Annotated in this window: 12 protein-coding genes and 1 pseudogene; 4 read left to right on the forward strand and 9 right to left on the reverse strand. The window is 71.9% G+C overall.

Going from position 1 to position 14243, the window contains the following annotated elements:
• Positions 1–106: 106 nt before the first annotated feature.
• The 3 genes from ADY59_RS04805 to ADY59_RS53220 all read right to left on the reverse strand — a co-directional run bounded on the left by ADY59_RS04805 (position 107) and on the right by ADY59_RS53220 (position 3209).
• On the reverse strand, positions 107–1720 hold the full coding sequence (locus tag ADY59_RS04805) for a pectate lyase family protein (protein WP_049558163.1): 1614 nt from the start codon (positions 1718–1720) through the stop codon (positions 107–109).
• Positions 1721–1882: 162 nt separating this feature from the next.
• Positions 1883–2719 carry a permease-like cell division protein FtsX gene (locus ADY59_RS04810; RefSeq protein WP_049558164.1) on the reverse strand — a complete coding sequence of 279 codons (837 nt, stop codon included), beginning with the start codon at positions 2717–2719 and terminating at the stop codon, positions 1883–1885.
• 355 nt (positions 2720–3074) lie between these two features.
• Positions 3075–3209, reverse strand: coding sequence for a hypothetical protein (locus ADY59_RS53220; protein WP_269433550.1), 135 nt, complete (start codon positions 3207–3209; stop codon positions 3075–3077).
• Here ADY59_RS53220 and ADY59_RS53880 point away from each other — a divergent pair.
• A pseudogene (locus tag ADY59_RS53880) lies at positions 3172–3336 on the forward strand (DNA-binding domain-containing protein); the annotation flags it as partial. The gene ADY59_RS53220 and the pseudogene ADY59_RS53880 sit on opposite strands and share 38 nt — an antisense overlap.
• Here ADY59_RS53880 and ADY59_RS52305 read toward each other — a convergent pair.
• A complete protein-coding gene (locus ADY59_RS52305; protein ID WP_231618547.1) occupies positions 3255–3629 on the reverse strand; it encodes a hypothetical protein in 375 nt (124 codons plus the stop codon). The pseudogene ADY59_RS53880 and the gene ADY59_RS52305 sit on opposite strands and share 82 nt — an antisense overlap.
• A 158-nt stretch (positions 3630–3787) precedes the next feature.
• Between ADY59_RS52305 and ADY59_RS52310 the strand changes: the two genes are divergently transcribed.
• Together ADY59_RS52310 and ADY59_RS04820 are read left to right on the forward strand one after the other, a co-directional pair.
• The gene (locus tag ADY59_RS52310; RefSeq protein WP_231618548.1) at positions 3788–4144 is read left to right on the forward strand and encodes a hypothetical protein; all 357 of its coding nucleotides are present in this window, start codon (positions 3788–3790) and stop codon (positions 4142–4144) included.
• 10 nt (positions 4145–4154) lie between these two features.
• Complete coding sequence (locus ADY59_RS04820) at positions 4155–4430, forward strand: TniB family NTP-binding protein (RefSeq protein ID WP_197093438.1); 276 nt, start codon at positions 4155–4157, stop codon at positions 4428–4430.
• A 96-nt stretch (positions 4431–4526) separates the two neighbouring features.
• Here the strand turns inward: ADY59_RS04820 and ADY59_RS04825 are convergent, their stop codons facing one another.
• Positions 4527–7340 (reverse strand): AfsR/SARP family transcriptional regulator, encoded by a 2814-nt coding sequence (locus ADY59_RS04825; protein ID WP_049558169.1) that lies wholly within the window; start codon positions 7338–7340, stop codon positions 4527–4529.
• 447 nt (positions 7341–7787) lie between these two features.
• On the opposite strand from ADY59_RS04825, the gene ADY59_RS04830 reads away from it, so the two are divergent.
• Entirely contained in the window at positions 7788–8927 is a 1140-nt protein-coding gene (locus ADY59_RS04830; RefSeq protein ID WP_049558172.1) for an alpha/beta hydrolase family protein, read from the forward strand.
• Between the two features lie 4 nt (positions 8928–8931).
• On the opposite strand, the gene ADY59_RS04835 is transcribed toward ADY59_RS04830, so the two are convergent.
• The 4 genes from ADY59_RS04835 to ADY59_RS04850 are packed head-to-tail and all read right to left on the reverse strand — an operon-like array spanning position 8932 to position 14243.
• A complete protein-coding gene (locus tag ADY59_RS04835) occupies positions 8932–10611 on the reverse strand; it encodes an ABC transporter ATP-binding protein (protein ID WP_049558175.1) in 1680 nt (559 codons plus the stop codon).
• Between the two features lie 10 nt (positions 10612–10621).
• Positions 10622–12424, reverse strand: a complete 1803-nt coding sequence (locus tag ADY59_RS04840) for an ABC transporter ATP-binding protein (RefSeq protein ID WP_049558177.1) — start codon at positions 12422–12424, stop codon at positions 10622–10624.
• Complete coding sequence (locus ADY59_RS04845) at positions 12421–13194, reverse strand: ABC transporter ATP-binding protein (RefSeq protein WP_049558178.1); 774 nt, start codon at positions 13192–13194, stop codon at positions 12421–12423. Before ADY59_RS04845 ends, ADY59_RS04840 begins: the two co-directional genes overlap by 4 nt.
• Positions 13191–14243: a FecCD family ABC transporter permease gene (locus ADY59_RS04850; protein ID WP_197093439.1), complete on the reverse strand. Its 1053-nt coding sequence runs from the start codon at positions 14241–14243 to the stop codon at positions 13191–13193. The genes ADY59_RS04845 and ADY59_RS04850 overlap by 4 nt, the downstream gene beginning before the upstream one ends.

A 14243-nucleotide genomic window follows, 5' to 3' on the forward strand; every position in this document is an offset into this window, starting at 1 on the left:
CGGCACCACCGGCGGCGCGGCCGCGGCCGGGGACAGGGCCATGGTCAGCAGGGCGGCGGCGATCAGGCGCAGCGGTCTGCGCGGGAGAGCGGGCACGGTGCGCTCCTCAGATCCTGCCGACGCCGGCGCCGGCTGTGACGGTGGCCTTGACGGTGTTCGGGTCGTCCAGCGTGTAGGCGTAGTAGGCGGACGCCTCCTGGACGGTCCCGCCGCAGTCGGGGACTCCGGAGTCGACGAAGACGTTGTTCCGCGCGACGCACCGGCCGCCGGGGCCCGCGTACGAGTTGGTCACCGGCTCCTCGACGCGCTCGAAGTAGTTGCCCTCGACCAGGCACCCGGCGTCGGCCTGGCAGGCCACCCCGGTGTCGGTGTTGTAGACGTAGTAGTTGTTGAACACGTGCACCGGCTCCCCGAACCGCACCCGGGGGTTGCGCTGCGGCGTCCGGTCGAACCAGTTGTGGTGGTAGGTGACCTTCAGCCGGCCGGCGTCCTGGGCGTCGTTGTCGTCGTCGTGGCCGAGCAGCATGTTCTTGGTGTGGTCGTGCGTGTGGTTCCACGAGACGGTCACGTACGAGGAGCCGCGCTTGATGTCGAGCAGGCCGTCGTAGCCGTCGGCGAAGTCGTTGTGGTCGATCCAGACGTGGTGGGAGAACATCTGCACGTTGACCGAGTCGTCGGAGGCGTTCCTGAACAGCAGGTTGCGGATGATGACGTTGTGCACCGCGTCCGCGGGCGGGGAGGTGATCGCGTCGTCGGCGGGCAGGCCGATGTTGAGGCCGCCGCCGCTGATGCCGGCCGTGGAGCCGACGCCCAGGATCGTCTTGTCCGAGGTCACGTTGTGCATCCCGGCCGGGACGGTGATCATGCCGCGTACGCAGACGGTCAGCGGGCCGCTCTGACCGATCGCGGAGAGCAGTTCGGCGGCGGTGTCGGCCTCGACGACCGGTCCGCCGGCGCCTCCGGTGGTGCCGTTCTGCCCCCAGGCGTTCACCGAGGCGAACCCGGTGGGCGAGCCCGGCGACGCGCAGGTGCCGGGCGGGGGCGTGGTCGGCGGGTCGGTCGGGCCGGTGGGCGGGTCCGTGGGGCCGCCCACGTCGCTGACCAGCACGTCGTCGAACACGGCGCTCGCGTAGTGGGTGGCGAGCCCGGCCCGGCCGGAGGCGAAGGCGGAGTCGGTGGCCGAGACGACCTCCACACCGTCGACGAACCCGCGCAGGGTCGTGCCGAAGACCTCCAGGCGCAGCGTGTACCAGGTGCCGGTGCCGACCGCGGCCGCGGCGGAGTCCAGCGTCGCGGGCGAGCCGCCGGAGCGCTTGCCGAGCACGACCGTGCCGGCGTCGCCGAGTCCCAGGTAGTAGTAGCTGCTGGTGTTCTGCGCCCTGGCCAGCACCGCGACGTGGCGGCCTGGGCCGTTGAAGGCGACCGGCTTCACCCGCGCCTGCACGGACTGGCCCGTCCACGCGGCTCCGGCCACGGCGCGGGCGTCGGCGCTGGTGCCGGACTGGCGGTAGGCGCGCGAGCCGTCGGTCACGACCGACCAGCTGCCCCCGGACTTCGACCAGCCGGCGGCGTCGCCGTCCTCGAAGTCGTCGCCGAACAGCGTCGCCGCGGCGGCGCCCGGCGCTCCCAGCAGCACCGACGCCGCGACCGTCGCGATGGCGACGGCCGCGGCGCACGCGCCGATCACCGAGCCGGTTCTGCCCGCAGTCCTGCTTTGCATGATCCAGGCCTCCGATCTGGCGGTTCCCTTCTTTATGCAACCGTTTGTCGGAGCCGTCAATGCGTCGACTGTGCAGTTTCTTTGCATTTACCCAGGTTGTGGGCGGCGACATCACGGGAATCGGTCCGCCATTTGTGCGTCATCCTGCAAGCGTTTGCCGAATCAGGGGAAGATCGGCCCGAGCGTCGCCACTCCGGGCATGGCCTTGAGTTTCCTGATCAGATCATCCGAGGGCCGCGCCGCGGCCAGCTTGATCTTGAACGATTCCTCGATCTCGTCCGGGTGGGTCCGTCCGGCGGAGAAGACCGTGCTCTGGTTGTCGTCCTCGAGTGTCGCCCTGGCGTGATTGACGAAGTAGAAGCGCTGAACCTGGGGCAGGGCGCCGAGGAGCTCGCCGATGGCCCGCTTCTCGTCCACCGTCGCCGCTCCCCTGCCCGTGCACGAGGCGGCGGGCAGGGTGGCCGACTGCTTGCGCGGGCAGAGCATGACGTTGATCTCCGCCTTACCCGCCCAGAAGTCGACGGGGAACTTGGTGGTGGCGGCGACGCCGGGGAAGTCGTCCATGACCTTCGCCACCGCATCGGCCGTTGCGGAGTCCTTCAGGGTGACCTCGAACCACTGCGGGCCGTCGTGCTCACCGGTCGCCATCTCCTCGGGCAGCTTGGCCAGCCTGCTCCAGCGGAAGGCGTCCTCGCTGGAGACGAACCTGACCGACGTGACATAGGTCTGCTCCTTGAGCACCTCCTCGACCGCGATCTTGACGCCGTCCGCTCCGAAGTCGCCGGCGCAGGTCTCCTGCGGACTGCCCGCCCCGCAGAGGATCACCCAGATCCGGGTCTGCTGGGGCAGCGCCCCCTGCGGAACGGCGGTCAGCTTGGCCGGACTCCGGGGGATCAGCCAGTAGACGGCCGGCAGGCCCGCCAGGAGGAGCACGACGGCGCCGAGCGCGATGAGGACGACCGCCCTGCGGCCGGGGACCCTGGGCGAAGATGAGACCACAGAAGCAACGTCCGTGATCAGGGGCCCGGAGTCAACCGGGATGTCACTTTCCCAAGTTGTGTGCAGGGCTGTCCTGGGCCTTCGGGCGTCTGTGCAGAGGACTATCAAGCACCGGCTTGTCCGTAGTTCTCTGCGCTACGGTGCAGATGTTCCCCTACTCGCGTGCGCGACGGTGAGGTCCGGGCATGGATGGCGGGCGGGCGCAGATCATTGAGCGGGGCGTGCTGACCGCCTCGGACGAGGCGTGGGACGTGGCGGTACGCCAGGCGGAGGTAATCGGCCGGTTGGCCGCCGAGCCGCGGGTGGGATAGGCGGCCGCGGACGCGGCGGCGGGCGCGCTGGGGATCTCTCAGCGTCAGGTGTACGTGCTGCTGGGCCGGTGGCGCGCGGGTGAGGGCGTCGTGTCGGACCTGCTGCCCCGGCGCTCCAGCGGCGGGCGGGGGCAAGGCCGGTTGCCGGCGGCGGTCGAGGCGATCCTGCGAGAGGTCATCGAAGCGCGGTATCTGAACCGGCAGCGGCGCACGGTGGCGGCGGTCTACCGGGAGGTCGTACGCCGGTGCCGGACCGGTGGGCTGCCGGTGCCGGCGCGTAAAACGCTGGAGCGGCGGATTGAGGCGCTGGATCCGGCGGCGGCCGCCACGGCACGAAAGGGCGCCGACGGGGCACGCCGCCTGCGGTCGGCGGGTGGCGATCCGCCGAGCATCGAGGGCCTGCTGCAGCAGGTGCAGATCGACCACACGTCGGTCGACCTGGAGGTGGTCGATGAGCAGCATCGGCTGCCGATCGGCCGCCCGTACGTCACCGCGGCGATCGACGTGGCCAGCCGGTGCGTGGTCGGCTTGTTGGTCACGCTGGAGGCGCCCTCGGCGTTGTCGGCCGGGCTGTGCCTGGCGCACACGGTGTGCGACAAGCGGCCGTGGCTGGAACGGCTCGGCCTGCAGGCGGTGGCCTGGCCGATGAGCGGCAAACCGCACGAGATCCACGTGGACAACGCCACCGAGTTCCACAGTGAGGCGCTGCGCCGGGGCTGCGCTCAGCACGGCATCACGCTGACGTACCGGCCCAATGGTGCACGAACTGCCCGGCACCACCTTCTCCAACCCGGCCGAGCGCGGCAGCTACGACAGCCAGGCCAGCGCGGTGCTGACCGTCGCCGAGCTGAACCGGTGGCTGGCCCTGGCGGCGGCCGCCTACCACGGCCAGGTACACAGCACGCTGGGCCAGACCCCGGCCGGGCGGTGGACCGAAGGTATCGCGGCCGACGGCCGCCCCGCGACGGTGACCAGCGAGACGGCGTTCCTGATCGACCATGCCGGGAGGTCGAGCGCCGCTTGGCGACGCCCGCGCCGCGAGCAGCTGCGCCGCCACCTCCACCGCCGGTCGAGGGGTGCGCGGACGGGGAGCCGGTGCGGCCGTTCGAGGTGATCGAGCAGTGGTGAGCCACGAGCCGGACGTCACGCCGGACATAGCGCCGGAGTTCGAGATCAAGTTGGAGCCAGGGCGGGTGGAGGATCTGTCGCACCTGCATGAAAGCGCCCAGCCGATAGCCCGGTTGCCTGCCGCCGAGCGGCTGGCCCGGGTCCGGGCGGATCGGTGGATCGGCTACACCCGCGCCACCCAGGCACTGGAGCAGTTGCACACGCTGCTGGACTGGCCGGCCAAGCAGCGGATGCCGAACCTGCTGGTGATCGGGCCGTCCAACAACGGCTAGTCAATGATCGTGGAGAAGTTCCGGCGCTCGCACCCGCCGATCTCGCACCGGCGTAGGCGTTGGGGGTGACCGGCTGTTAGGCGACGTCCTTGCCGGTCAGAGCATGTTCTTGATCGGCTGGGGTGTTTCCGGCACGGCCGGGGCGAGGATCTCGCTCGCCTCCCCGGACGTGAGTATCCGGGCCTCGCGCAGGAGGCGGACGGACTCCGCCCACTGTTTCCGCGCTTCGCCGTTCCGTCCGAGGTCGTGCAGCGTGGTGCCGAGCCTCCAGCGGCACACGGCTTCCTTCAGGCGGTATCCCGATTCGTGGAGCAGTCGCACGGCTGTGGTGTAGCTTTCCATTGCCTCGGTCAGGCGGCCGGCGTGGCGGCAGGCGTCGCCCAGCGATTCGTATGCTGAGCCCGCACCGGCGCGCGGGTCCATCTTCTGCCACAGCTCCACCAATCGGCGGGCTTCCGCGATCGCTTCGTCGAAGCGCCCCTGACGGTAGTAGACGTGCATCCGGTTGTTGCGGACCGCGGCCGCGGCCCCAGGGCGTCCGGCGTCGTTGTTGAGCTTCAACGCGGACTCGAAGTAGCCGAGTGCCTCGTCGAGACGGCCCACGAGTGTGTGGATGACGCCGAGGTTGTTGAACGCCCCGGCCTTGCGGCTGGGCAGGCCAGCGCGGTCCCAGTCGGTGAGAGCCGTCTTCAACTGCGCGATCCCGGCGTCGTGACGACCCTGGTCCCGGTAGACCCAGCCGAGGAAGCTGCGGAGCTGGGCCTTGTCCTCCCATGCGCCGATGCGGTCGGCCACCTCGATGGCGCGCGCGTAGATGTCGGCCAGTTGGGTGTGCCAGCCCTGGTAGTAGGAAGGCCAGTGGAGGCCGATGGCCAGGCCGATGGCGGTCTCCGGGTCGGGGCCGGCCAGCGCCTGCTGGGCGGCGGCGAGCAAGTTGTCCCGCTCGTCCTGGGCCCATCGTCCCGCCTCGGCCGGGTCCTTGAAGGTGTTGTCGGGTAGCTCAACGGGGCATCGCACTACGGGGTCGTTGTGGAACAGGGTGGTCGCCATCCAGGCGGTGGTCAGGTAGTGGTGGAGCGCGCGCCGTACGGCGGCGGTGCGTTCCTGCTCCGGCAGGTCCTGGTGTGCGCGTTCGCGGGCGTAGAGGCCGGCCAGGTCGTGGAACTGGTAGCGGTCGGGTCCGGCGGGTTCGAGGAGGCGGGCGTCTTGAAGGCGTTCCAGGGCGGCCTCGGCGCGGTGGCGGGGCCAGCCGGTCAGGGCGGCGGTGGCGGCGGGGGTGCGACTGGGCAGGTCGAGCAGCCCGAGCAAGGGCAGCAGGTGGGCGGCGTCGTGGCCGGCGGGTTCTTCTCGGAGGTGGTGGTGGCTGACGGAGATGCTGGCGCGTACGGCCAGGTCGGCGTACTCCAGCACATCCAGGCGGCGGGTGGCGTCGGCCAGGCGTTTGGCCAGGTCGGACAGGGTCCAGTCGGGGCGGGCGGCCAGGCGGGCGCCGACGATGCGCAGGGCGAGAGGGAAGCCGCCGCACAGGTGCACGACCTGTTCGATCGCCTGGGGTTCGGCGCGGGCCCGGTCGGGTCCAGCCAGGCGGTACAGCAGCGCGGCGGCGTCGGCGGCATCCAGGGTGCCCAGGTGGAGGTGGGTAGCGTTGTCCAGGGTGGCCAGCGGGTCCCGGCTGGTGATCAGGACCCGGCAGCCGGGGCCGGCCGGGATGAGCGGGCGGACCTGGTGGACGTCGCGGGCGTTGTCCAAGATGAGCAGCAGGTTGCAGGTCGCGGTCAAGGAGCGGTAGCGGGCGGCGGCCTCGCCCGGGTCGGTGGGAACGGCGGCACCGTCCAGGCCCAGGGAGCGCAGCAGGTGGCGCAAGGCCCGGGCTGGAGCCAGCGGGGCGAGGCCGGGGGTGGATCCGTGCAGGTTGAGGTAGATGACGCCGTCGGTGAACCGGGCGGCCAGGGCGTGGGCGACGTGGACGGCCAGGGCGGATTTGCCGATGCCGCCGGGTCCGTCGATCACGGTGACGGCGGGCCTGCCGGTGGGGCCGAGTGCGGTGCGCAGGCGGCCGATCTCGGCGACGCGGGCGGTGAAGGTGTGGGTGTCGGCGGGCAGCTCGGCCGGGATGTAAGGCCCACTGACCGTGACCTGCTGGGCCGGCGTGGTCAGGTCGAGGACGGGGTCATTGACCAGGACGGCCTGGTGCAGGCGGCGTACTTCGGCGCCGGGTTCGATGCCGAGCTCGGAGACCATGATCTTGCGGGTGTTCTGGTAGACGGCCAGCGCCTCGGACGGGCGGCCGGCGCGGTGCAGGGCGAGCATGAGCTGGGCAGCGGGGCGTTCGCGCAGAGGGTGGGCCCGCACGTGCGCGGCCAGGTCGGTGGCCAGCGCGTGGTGGTCGCCGGCGGCGAGGCGGAGATCGGCGTGGTCTTCCAGGACGGTGCGGTGTTCCTCTTCCAAACGGGTGGCTTCGATGCGTGCCCAGGCACCGGTCAGCCCGGCCAGGGGTTCGCCTCGCCACAGCTCCAGGGCTGTGCGGAACAGGGCGTCCGCGGCGGCCCTGCCTCCTTGCGCCTGGGCGGTGCGGGCGCGTTTGGCCAGGCGGGTGAACAGGTGGGCGTCGATGTGGTCGGGTTCGAGCGCGAGCCGGTAACCGCCCTGCGTGGTCTGGATGATCTCTTCGGTGGTGTGCGGTCCGAGGGTTTCGCGGAGTTTGGAGATCACGATGTGGAGTTGTTTGGCCGCGGTCGCCGTGATGCTGTCTGCCCAGATGTCGGTGAGGATCCGCTCGGCGTGTACGGTCTGCCCGGCGTTCAGGGCGAGTCTGGCCAGCACGCCGATCCGTCGTTGCCCGGCGAACCGGACCGGTTCGCCGGCGGCCAGGACCTGCCACGGGCCGAGGAATCTGATCTCCAGCGCCATGCGAAGCGTCTCCCCACGTTTCAACGGAGTCGGCAGTGTATCGAGATGATCCGGCTCGTTCGCGGCGATGAGGAACGGAATGCCGTCCTCGCGACAATTCGGCGTTTTAGCTTACATATGTATGTCTAGACGTGCTGACTTACACGTGACTTGTAGCTGACTCGTCACGTTGCCGATCACTGGGGACACTGGCTCTCCCGCCCCGGCGCGGAGGGACGTTCCAGTCGCCATGCGCTGCCCCATGTGCAGGGCGGAGAGCACTCCTGCAGCTTGGCGTTAGTTGTGCAGTGTGCCTTCCCGCAAGCCGTCGTGCACAGGACTTCGGACATCCGTGCAGACGACTTCGAAAACCGACACGGGAAGCCCCGGCACCCCTACGAAAGTCGCGGATGCGCCGCGACCTTCGCCGGTGACGGTCCGGCGTGATCGCACGGCACGGTGGAGCACATGAAGAAGACCGTGGCCGCGAGCGCGCTCGCGCTCTCCGCATCACTGACCACTCTGACCGCCCTCCCGGCCCAGGCCGCCGTCCCCGTGACCGCCGTGCCCGTGACCGCCCTGCCGGCGCCGACCGGCGAACACCCTGTCGGCAAGCAGGACCTCCACCTGATCGACACCAGCCGTCCCGACCCCTGGGTGCCCACCGTGAAGGCGCGGGAGCTGATGGTCTCGCTCTGGTACCCGGCGCGCAAGGGCGGCGGCAAGCCCGCGCCGTACCTCACGCCGAAGGAATCGGAGCTGCTCATCAGAAGCGAGCCGCGGCTGGCCGACGTACCGCCGGACACGCTCGCCAGGACCAGGACGCACGCCCGCGCCGGCGCTCCCGCGTCGAAGCGGAAGGGCGGCCGGCCGCTGGTGGTCCTGTCCCCCGGCATGACGATGCCCCGCGCGACGATGACCTCGCTGGCCGAGGAGTTCGCCAGCCGCGGCTACGTGGTGGCGGGGATCGAGCACACCTACGAGTCGATCGCGACCACCTTCCCCGACGGCCGGACCACCACCTTCGAGGCCGGGAAGGCCGGTCAGACGCCGCAGACGGGAGAGAAGGTGGCTCGCGTACGGGCCGCCGACACCGAGTTCGTCCTGAAGCAGCTGGAGCGCAGCAAGCGCTGGAACCCGCTGATCGACGAGAAGCGGATCGCGATGGTGGGGCACTCGGTCGGCGGCCAGAGCGCCGCGCAGCTGCTGCCCGCCTCCCGCCGGGTCAGGGCCGCGGTCAACCTCGACGGCACCTACAACCCGCAGATCCCGGCCGAACCGCTGGACAAGCCCTTCATGATGATCGGCAACCCCAGGCACCAGCCGGAGGCCGGGGGCAAGGACGGCTCGTGGGACGCGTTCTGGCCGCACGTGAAGAGCGACTGGAAGCGCTGGCTGACCGTGACCGGCGCCGAGCACATGAGCTTCGTCGACTACGCGGTGACGCTGCCGCAGCTCGGCCTGCCGGAGTTCCCGATCGACGGCGAGCGCGCCCTCAAGATCACTCGCACGTACGTCACCGCCTTCCTGGACCTGCACCTCAAGGGCAAGCGTCAGCCGCTGCTGGACAAGCCGTCGGGCGACTACCCCGAAGTGAGGTTCTGGTAGGCCGTCAGCGGGCCACGGCCAGGCGGTAGTGCTCGTCGGTGGTGAGCAGGTTCCGGTGCGTGTCCTCGGCGGTGATGACGCCGTCGTCCAGGACGAGCACCCGGTCGGCGGCGTCCAGGAAGGCCGGGCTGCTGGTGATCACCACGGTGGTGCGGCCCCGGCGCAGGTCGGCGATGCCACGGGCGATGAGCTGCTCGGTGACCGCGTCCACCGCCGTCGTCGGGTCGTGCAGGACCAGGACGTCGGTGTCGGCGGCGAGGGCGCGGGCCAGGGACAGCCGCTGGCGCTGCCCGCCGGACAGGTTCGCGCCACGGTCGCGGACGCCGTGGTCGAGCCCTTCGCGGTGAAGTGCGACCACGTCGGTCAGCATCGACGCCGCGACGGCCTCGGGGACCATACGGCTGGTCCCCGACGGGTCGATGTTCGTGCGCAGGGTGCCCGCGAAGATCTCCCCGTCGTAAGGGTTCACCAGCAGGTGCTCGCGGACCGCCTCGATCGCCAGGTCCGCCGTCTCCCGCCCGCCGATCCGCACCACGCCCTCGTACGCGCCGGGCGGGACGCGTACGGCCAGGACCGAGGCCAGGTCGGCGGCGGCGCGCGGCTGGTAGGCGGCGATCGCGACGAACTCGCCGGCCGGCACCCGGAACTTCACCTTGCGCAGGGCCCCGTACCGGACACAGTCGACCTCCAGGTCCCCGCCTGGGGCCGGGCGGTCCCGTCCCGGGGTCATCACCGGCGGCGCGGCCAGGACGAGGGCCATCCGCTCGGCCGACGCGCGCGCGACCATCACGTATTTCGGCATCTCCGAGAACAGCTTGAGCGGTTCGATGATGAACTGCGCCAGCCCCACGGCCATGACGAGCTGCCCGATGCCGATCTGGCCCCGGAACGCGAGCCAGCCGGCCGCCAGGGTCACGATCGCGGCGAGGATCGCGTTGAGGCCCTGCGCGGCGCCGGCGTAGGCGCCGTTCGCCCGGGCGACGGTGATCGACTGGTGCTTCGCCTCGGTGCTGACCTGCCGGTAGGACAGGAACGCCGCCGCGTTGCCGCCGAAGCCGTGCAGCGGGCGCAGGCCGGAGATCAGGTCGGCGACCTTCGCGCCCGCCCGCGCCACGCGTGCCTGCTGTTCGCGGGTCCCCTCGCCGATCCGCCTGGACATCACGCTCAGGATCGTCAGGATCGCGACGGTCCCCACGATCACCAGCAGGCCGAGCCAGACGCTGGCCAGGCCCAGCGCCACCGCCGTGACGAGCACCGCGACCAGTGAGCTGATCAGCAGCGGCACCACCTCGATGATGTCGGCGGTCTGGTCGGCGTCCTCGGTGGCGATGGTCAGCACCTCGCCGGACTTGAGGTCGACGTCCCTGGCCACCGGCTGGAGCCCGCAGGCGGCGACGTCCACCCGCCAGCGGTGCGCCTCGGTCGTGTTGGCCTTCTGCAGGATGCGCATCCCGAAGCGCCACGACAGCGACACGGTGGTGATGATCACGAGCAGCGCGGCGATCGACAGGGCGAGCGAGCCGGGGTTCCGGTCCCGCATGGTGTGCTCGACGATGAGGCCGAGCGCGATGGGGAAGGCGGTCTCGCCCGCCTGGTACATGCCCATGAGGACGGTGCCCCAGGTCATGGCGCCGAGGTTGCGCCGCAGCGCGGTCCGGAGAATGCCGGAACCCGTGAGGGACATGCGCTCGCTCCTAACTTCCCTCGCGCCAGGCTCGCCACAGGCGCGCGTACCGGCCGCCCAGGGCCACCAGTTCCTCGTGGGTTCCCTGCTCCACGACGCGTCCCGCGTCCAGCACCGCGATCCGGTCCGCGGCCATCGCCTGCGTCAGCCGGTGCGCGACGAGCAGCGTGGTGCGGCCCCGGCACGCGGCCTGCACGGCTCGTTCCAGCTCGGCGGCGCCCTCGCTGCCCGCCTCGGCGGTCGACTCGTCCAGCACCACCACCGGTGAGCGGGCCAGCACCAGCCGGGCCAGCGCGAGCCGGGCGACCTTGGTGACGTCCAGGCGTTCCCCGCCCTCGCCGATCTTGGTGTCCAGCCCGTCGGGCAGCGCCTCGGCCCAGCCGTCGGCGCCGACCGTGCGCAGCGCGTCCATCAGCTCGGCGTCGGTCGCCTCCGGCGCGGCCAGCCGCAGGTCGTCGGCAAGCGGGCCGGAGAACACGTGCGTCTCCTGCGTCAGGATGCTCACCAGGGCGCGGGCCCCGGCCTCGTCCAGGTCCGCGAGGTCGGCCGGGCCGACGCGCACCGATCCGGCCTGCGGTGCGCCGATGCCCGCGACCAGCGCGGCCAGGGTGGTCTTGCCCGCGCCCGTCGCGCCCACCAGCGCGAGCGAGCCGCCGGCCGGGATCGCCAGGTCGATGTCCCGCAGCACCGGCTCATCCGTCCCGGGATAGCCGAACGTCAGCCCCTCGATCGTCACCGGGTAGGGCGTGACGCCGGCCGGCACGGGGGCGGCGCTGCCCACCAGCCGATCCTCGGCGGCCTCGCCCAGCACCCCGACCAGCCGCGTCAGGCTCGCGCCGGACTTCTGCGCCTCGTCGAAGGTGAACATGATGGCGCCCAGCGGGTTGAACAGCCGGTGGAACAGCAGCGGGGCCGCCGACACCTCGCCCAGCGTGGCGGCGTCGGCCTCCAGCAGGGCGTAGCCGACCACGATGATCAGCGTCAGGCCGATGAACTCGGCGCGGTTCTCCCTGCCGACGAACCTGCCGAAGAACCGGAACACCTCGATGCCCAGATCGCGCACCCGCCACGACTCACGGGTGACCTCCTCGCGGAAGGCCCCCTCCAGGCGGTAGGCCCGTACCGTGTCGATCCCGTTCAGACCGCTGATCAGCGCCTGCGCGCGGTCCGCCTGGGCGGCGCGCTGCCGCCGGTAGAGCGGGGCGGAGCGGGGCAGGTACCAGCGCAGGGCCAGCGCGTACGCGGGCAGCGCGCCGGCGCCCGCGAGGCCGAGCCGCCAGTCCAGCCCGAACATGCCGGCCGTGGCGATGACGACCAGCACCCCCGCCGAGAACACCGTGGGGACGGCCGTGCGGATGCCCTTGGACAGCACGGCCACGTCGTCGCCGACCCTGGAGAGCACGTCCCCTCTGCCGACCTGCTCGATCCGCGCGCTCGGCATCCCCAGCACCGCCCGGACGGCGGCCTCCCGCAGCGTGGCGAGCAGGTCCGCGCCCAGCCGCCCGATCAGGTACGTCGAGGCCGCGGTGGCCGCGGCGCCGAGCAGCGCGGCGGCCACCATGAGCACGCCGATCGTGACCAGGATCGACTGCGGCTCGCCCTCGATCACCCCGTCGACCACCTGGCCGAGCAGGAGCACCGGCAGCACGGCGAGCGCCGCCCCGGCCACCGTGGTGAGCGCGGTGGCGGCCGTCAGCCACGGCGCCCGGCGGCAGTGCGCGGCGACCCAGCGGGTGGCCTCCCCGCCGGTCGCCGTGCGCAGGGTGGCCGGGGACGGGGTGGCCGTGGGCAGGGAGGCCGCCGGGGCGGTCAGGACGGCACCACCATCGGCGTGCCGGCGACCGGGTCGGGCACCACGACGCAGGCGAGGCCGAAGACCTTCTCCACCAGCTCGGCGGTGATCACCGCGGTGGGGGCGCCCTCGGCGACGATGGCGCCGTCCGCCATCGCGATGACGTGGTCGCAGAAGCGGCAGGCGAGGTTGAGGTCGTGCAGGACGACCACGATGGTCTTGCCGGACTCCGCGTTCAGCTTCCGCAGCAGCCGCAGCAGCTCCACCTGGTGGTTGATGTCCAGGTAGGTGGTGGGCTCGTCGAGGAGCAGCAGGTCGGTGTCCTGGGCGAGCGCCATCGCCACCCAGACGCGCTGCCGCTGGCCGCCGGAGAGCTGCCGGATCGGGCGGTTGACCAGGTCGGAGGTGCCGGTGGCGTCGAGGGCGCGGGTTACCGCGTCGTCGTCGTCCCCGGTCCAGCGGCGGAACCAGCCCTGGTGCGGGTAGCGGCCGCGGGCGACCAGGTCGGCGACGGTGATGCCGTCGGGCGCGAGCGGCGTCTGCGGCAGCAGCCCGAGCGTCTTGGCCACCTCGTGGGTGCTCAGCCCGGTCATCGCCTTGCCGTCGAGGTAGACGGCGCCGTCACGCGGCCTGAGCAGCCTGGCCAGGCCGCGCAGCAGCGTGGACTTGCCGCACGCGTTGGCGCCCACGATGGCCGTGACCCGGCCGTCGGGGATCTGGACGTCGAGGCCGGTCACGATCGGCCGGTCGTCGTATCCGAGGGTCACACCCTCGGCGTGCAGTCGGGTCATCCACCCGCTCCTTGCCGGTTGGTGGTGGCCAGCAGCCACAGCAGGTAGGGCGCACCGACCGCGCCGGTCACGACGCCGGTGGGCAGCGGCGTGGGCAGCAGGTGGACGGCGACGAGGTCGGCGACGAGCAGCAGCGCGGCGCCGACCAGCGCGGCGGGGACGATCCCGCCCGTGGCGGGGCCGAGCAGCCGGTTGGCGATCGGCCCGGCGATGAGCGCGACGAAGACGATGGGCCCGGCCACGGCGACGGCCAGGGCCGTCAGCACCACCGCCGTGGCGAGGAGGCCGGCGCGGCTGAGCTCGGTGCGGATGCCCAGCGCCCGGGCGGCGTCGTCGCCGAGTTCGAGCGCCCGTAGCTGCCTCTGCAGGACGAGCGCGACGGGCAGCAGGACGACCACGGCGCCGAGCAGGAGCCGCAGTTCGGCGGCGTCGGCCTGCCCCACGGAGCCGGTCAGCCAGTGCATCGCCTGCCGGGCGTCGGACAGTTGCGCCCGGGTCAGCATGTAGCCGATCAGCCCGTCGAAGAAGAGCGTGGCGCCGATGCCGATGAGGATGAACCGGTATCCGGCCACCCCGTCGCGCCAGGCGAGCACGTACATCAGCAGGGCGGCGACGACGGCCCCGGCGAGCGCGAGCCCGCTCACGGCCAGCCCGCCGGCCTGCAGGAGCACGATCCCGGTGATGGCGGCGAGCCCGGCGCCGGAGTTGATGCCGACGAAGTCCGGGGACGCGAGAGGGTTGCGCAGCAACTGCTGGAAGATCGTCCCGGCGGCGCCGAGCGCGAGGCCGACGGCCAGCGCGGACGCCGCGGTGGGCAGCCGCAGCCCCTGGACGACGAAGTCGACGCTGGGGTCCTCGCGCAGGTGCAGCACCGAGGCGATGACCTCGCCCGCGGTGAGCTGGAAGCTGCCCACCATCATGGTGAGCACGAACAGCGCGCCGACGGCCAGCGTCAGCGAGCAGGTCACCACCAGCGCACGGGTGTTGCGGCGGCGCCGGATGACGCGGAAGGCGCTGGTGGTCGGCCGCGGGGCGGTGGACGTCTTCAC

Source organism: Nonomuraea sp. SBT364 (genome assembly GCF_001083785.1).
Lineage (GTDB): Bacteria > Actinomycetota > Actinomycetes > Streptosporangiales > Streptosporangiaceae > Nonomuraea.

Coding starts and splice junctions, on each gene's coding strand:
- ADY59_RS04830 (WP_049558172.1), top strand. CDS start 7,788: ATGAAGAAGACCGTGGCCGCGAGCGCGCTCGCGCTCTCCGCATCACTG.
- ADY59_RS04845 (WP_049558178.1), bottom strand. CDS start 13,194: ATGACCCGACTGCACGCCGAGGGTGTGACCCTCGGATACGACGACCGG.
- ADY59_RS04805 (WP_049558163.1), bottom strand. CDS start 1,720: ATGCAAAGCAGGACTGCGGGCAGAACCGGCTCGGTGATCGGCGCGTGC.
- ADY59_RS53220 (WP_269433550.1), bottom strand. CDS start 3,209: ATGACCTCTCGCAGGATCGCCTCGACCGCCGCCGGCAACCGGCCTTGC.
- ADY59_RS04835 (WP_049558175.1), bottom strand. CDS start 10,611: ATGTCCCTCACGGGTTCCGGCATTCTCCGGACCGCGCTGCGGCGCAAC.
- ADY59_RS04825 (WP_049558169.1), bottom strand. CDS start 7,340: ATGGCGCTGGAGATCAGATTCCTCGGCCCGTGGCAGGTCCTGGCCGCC.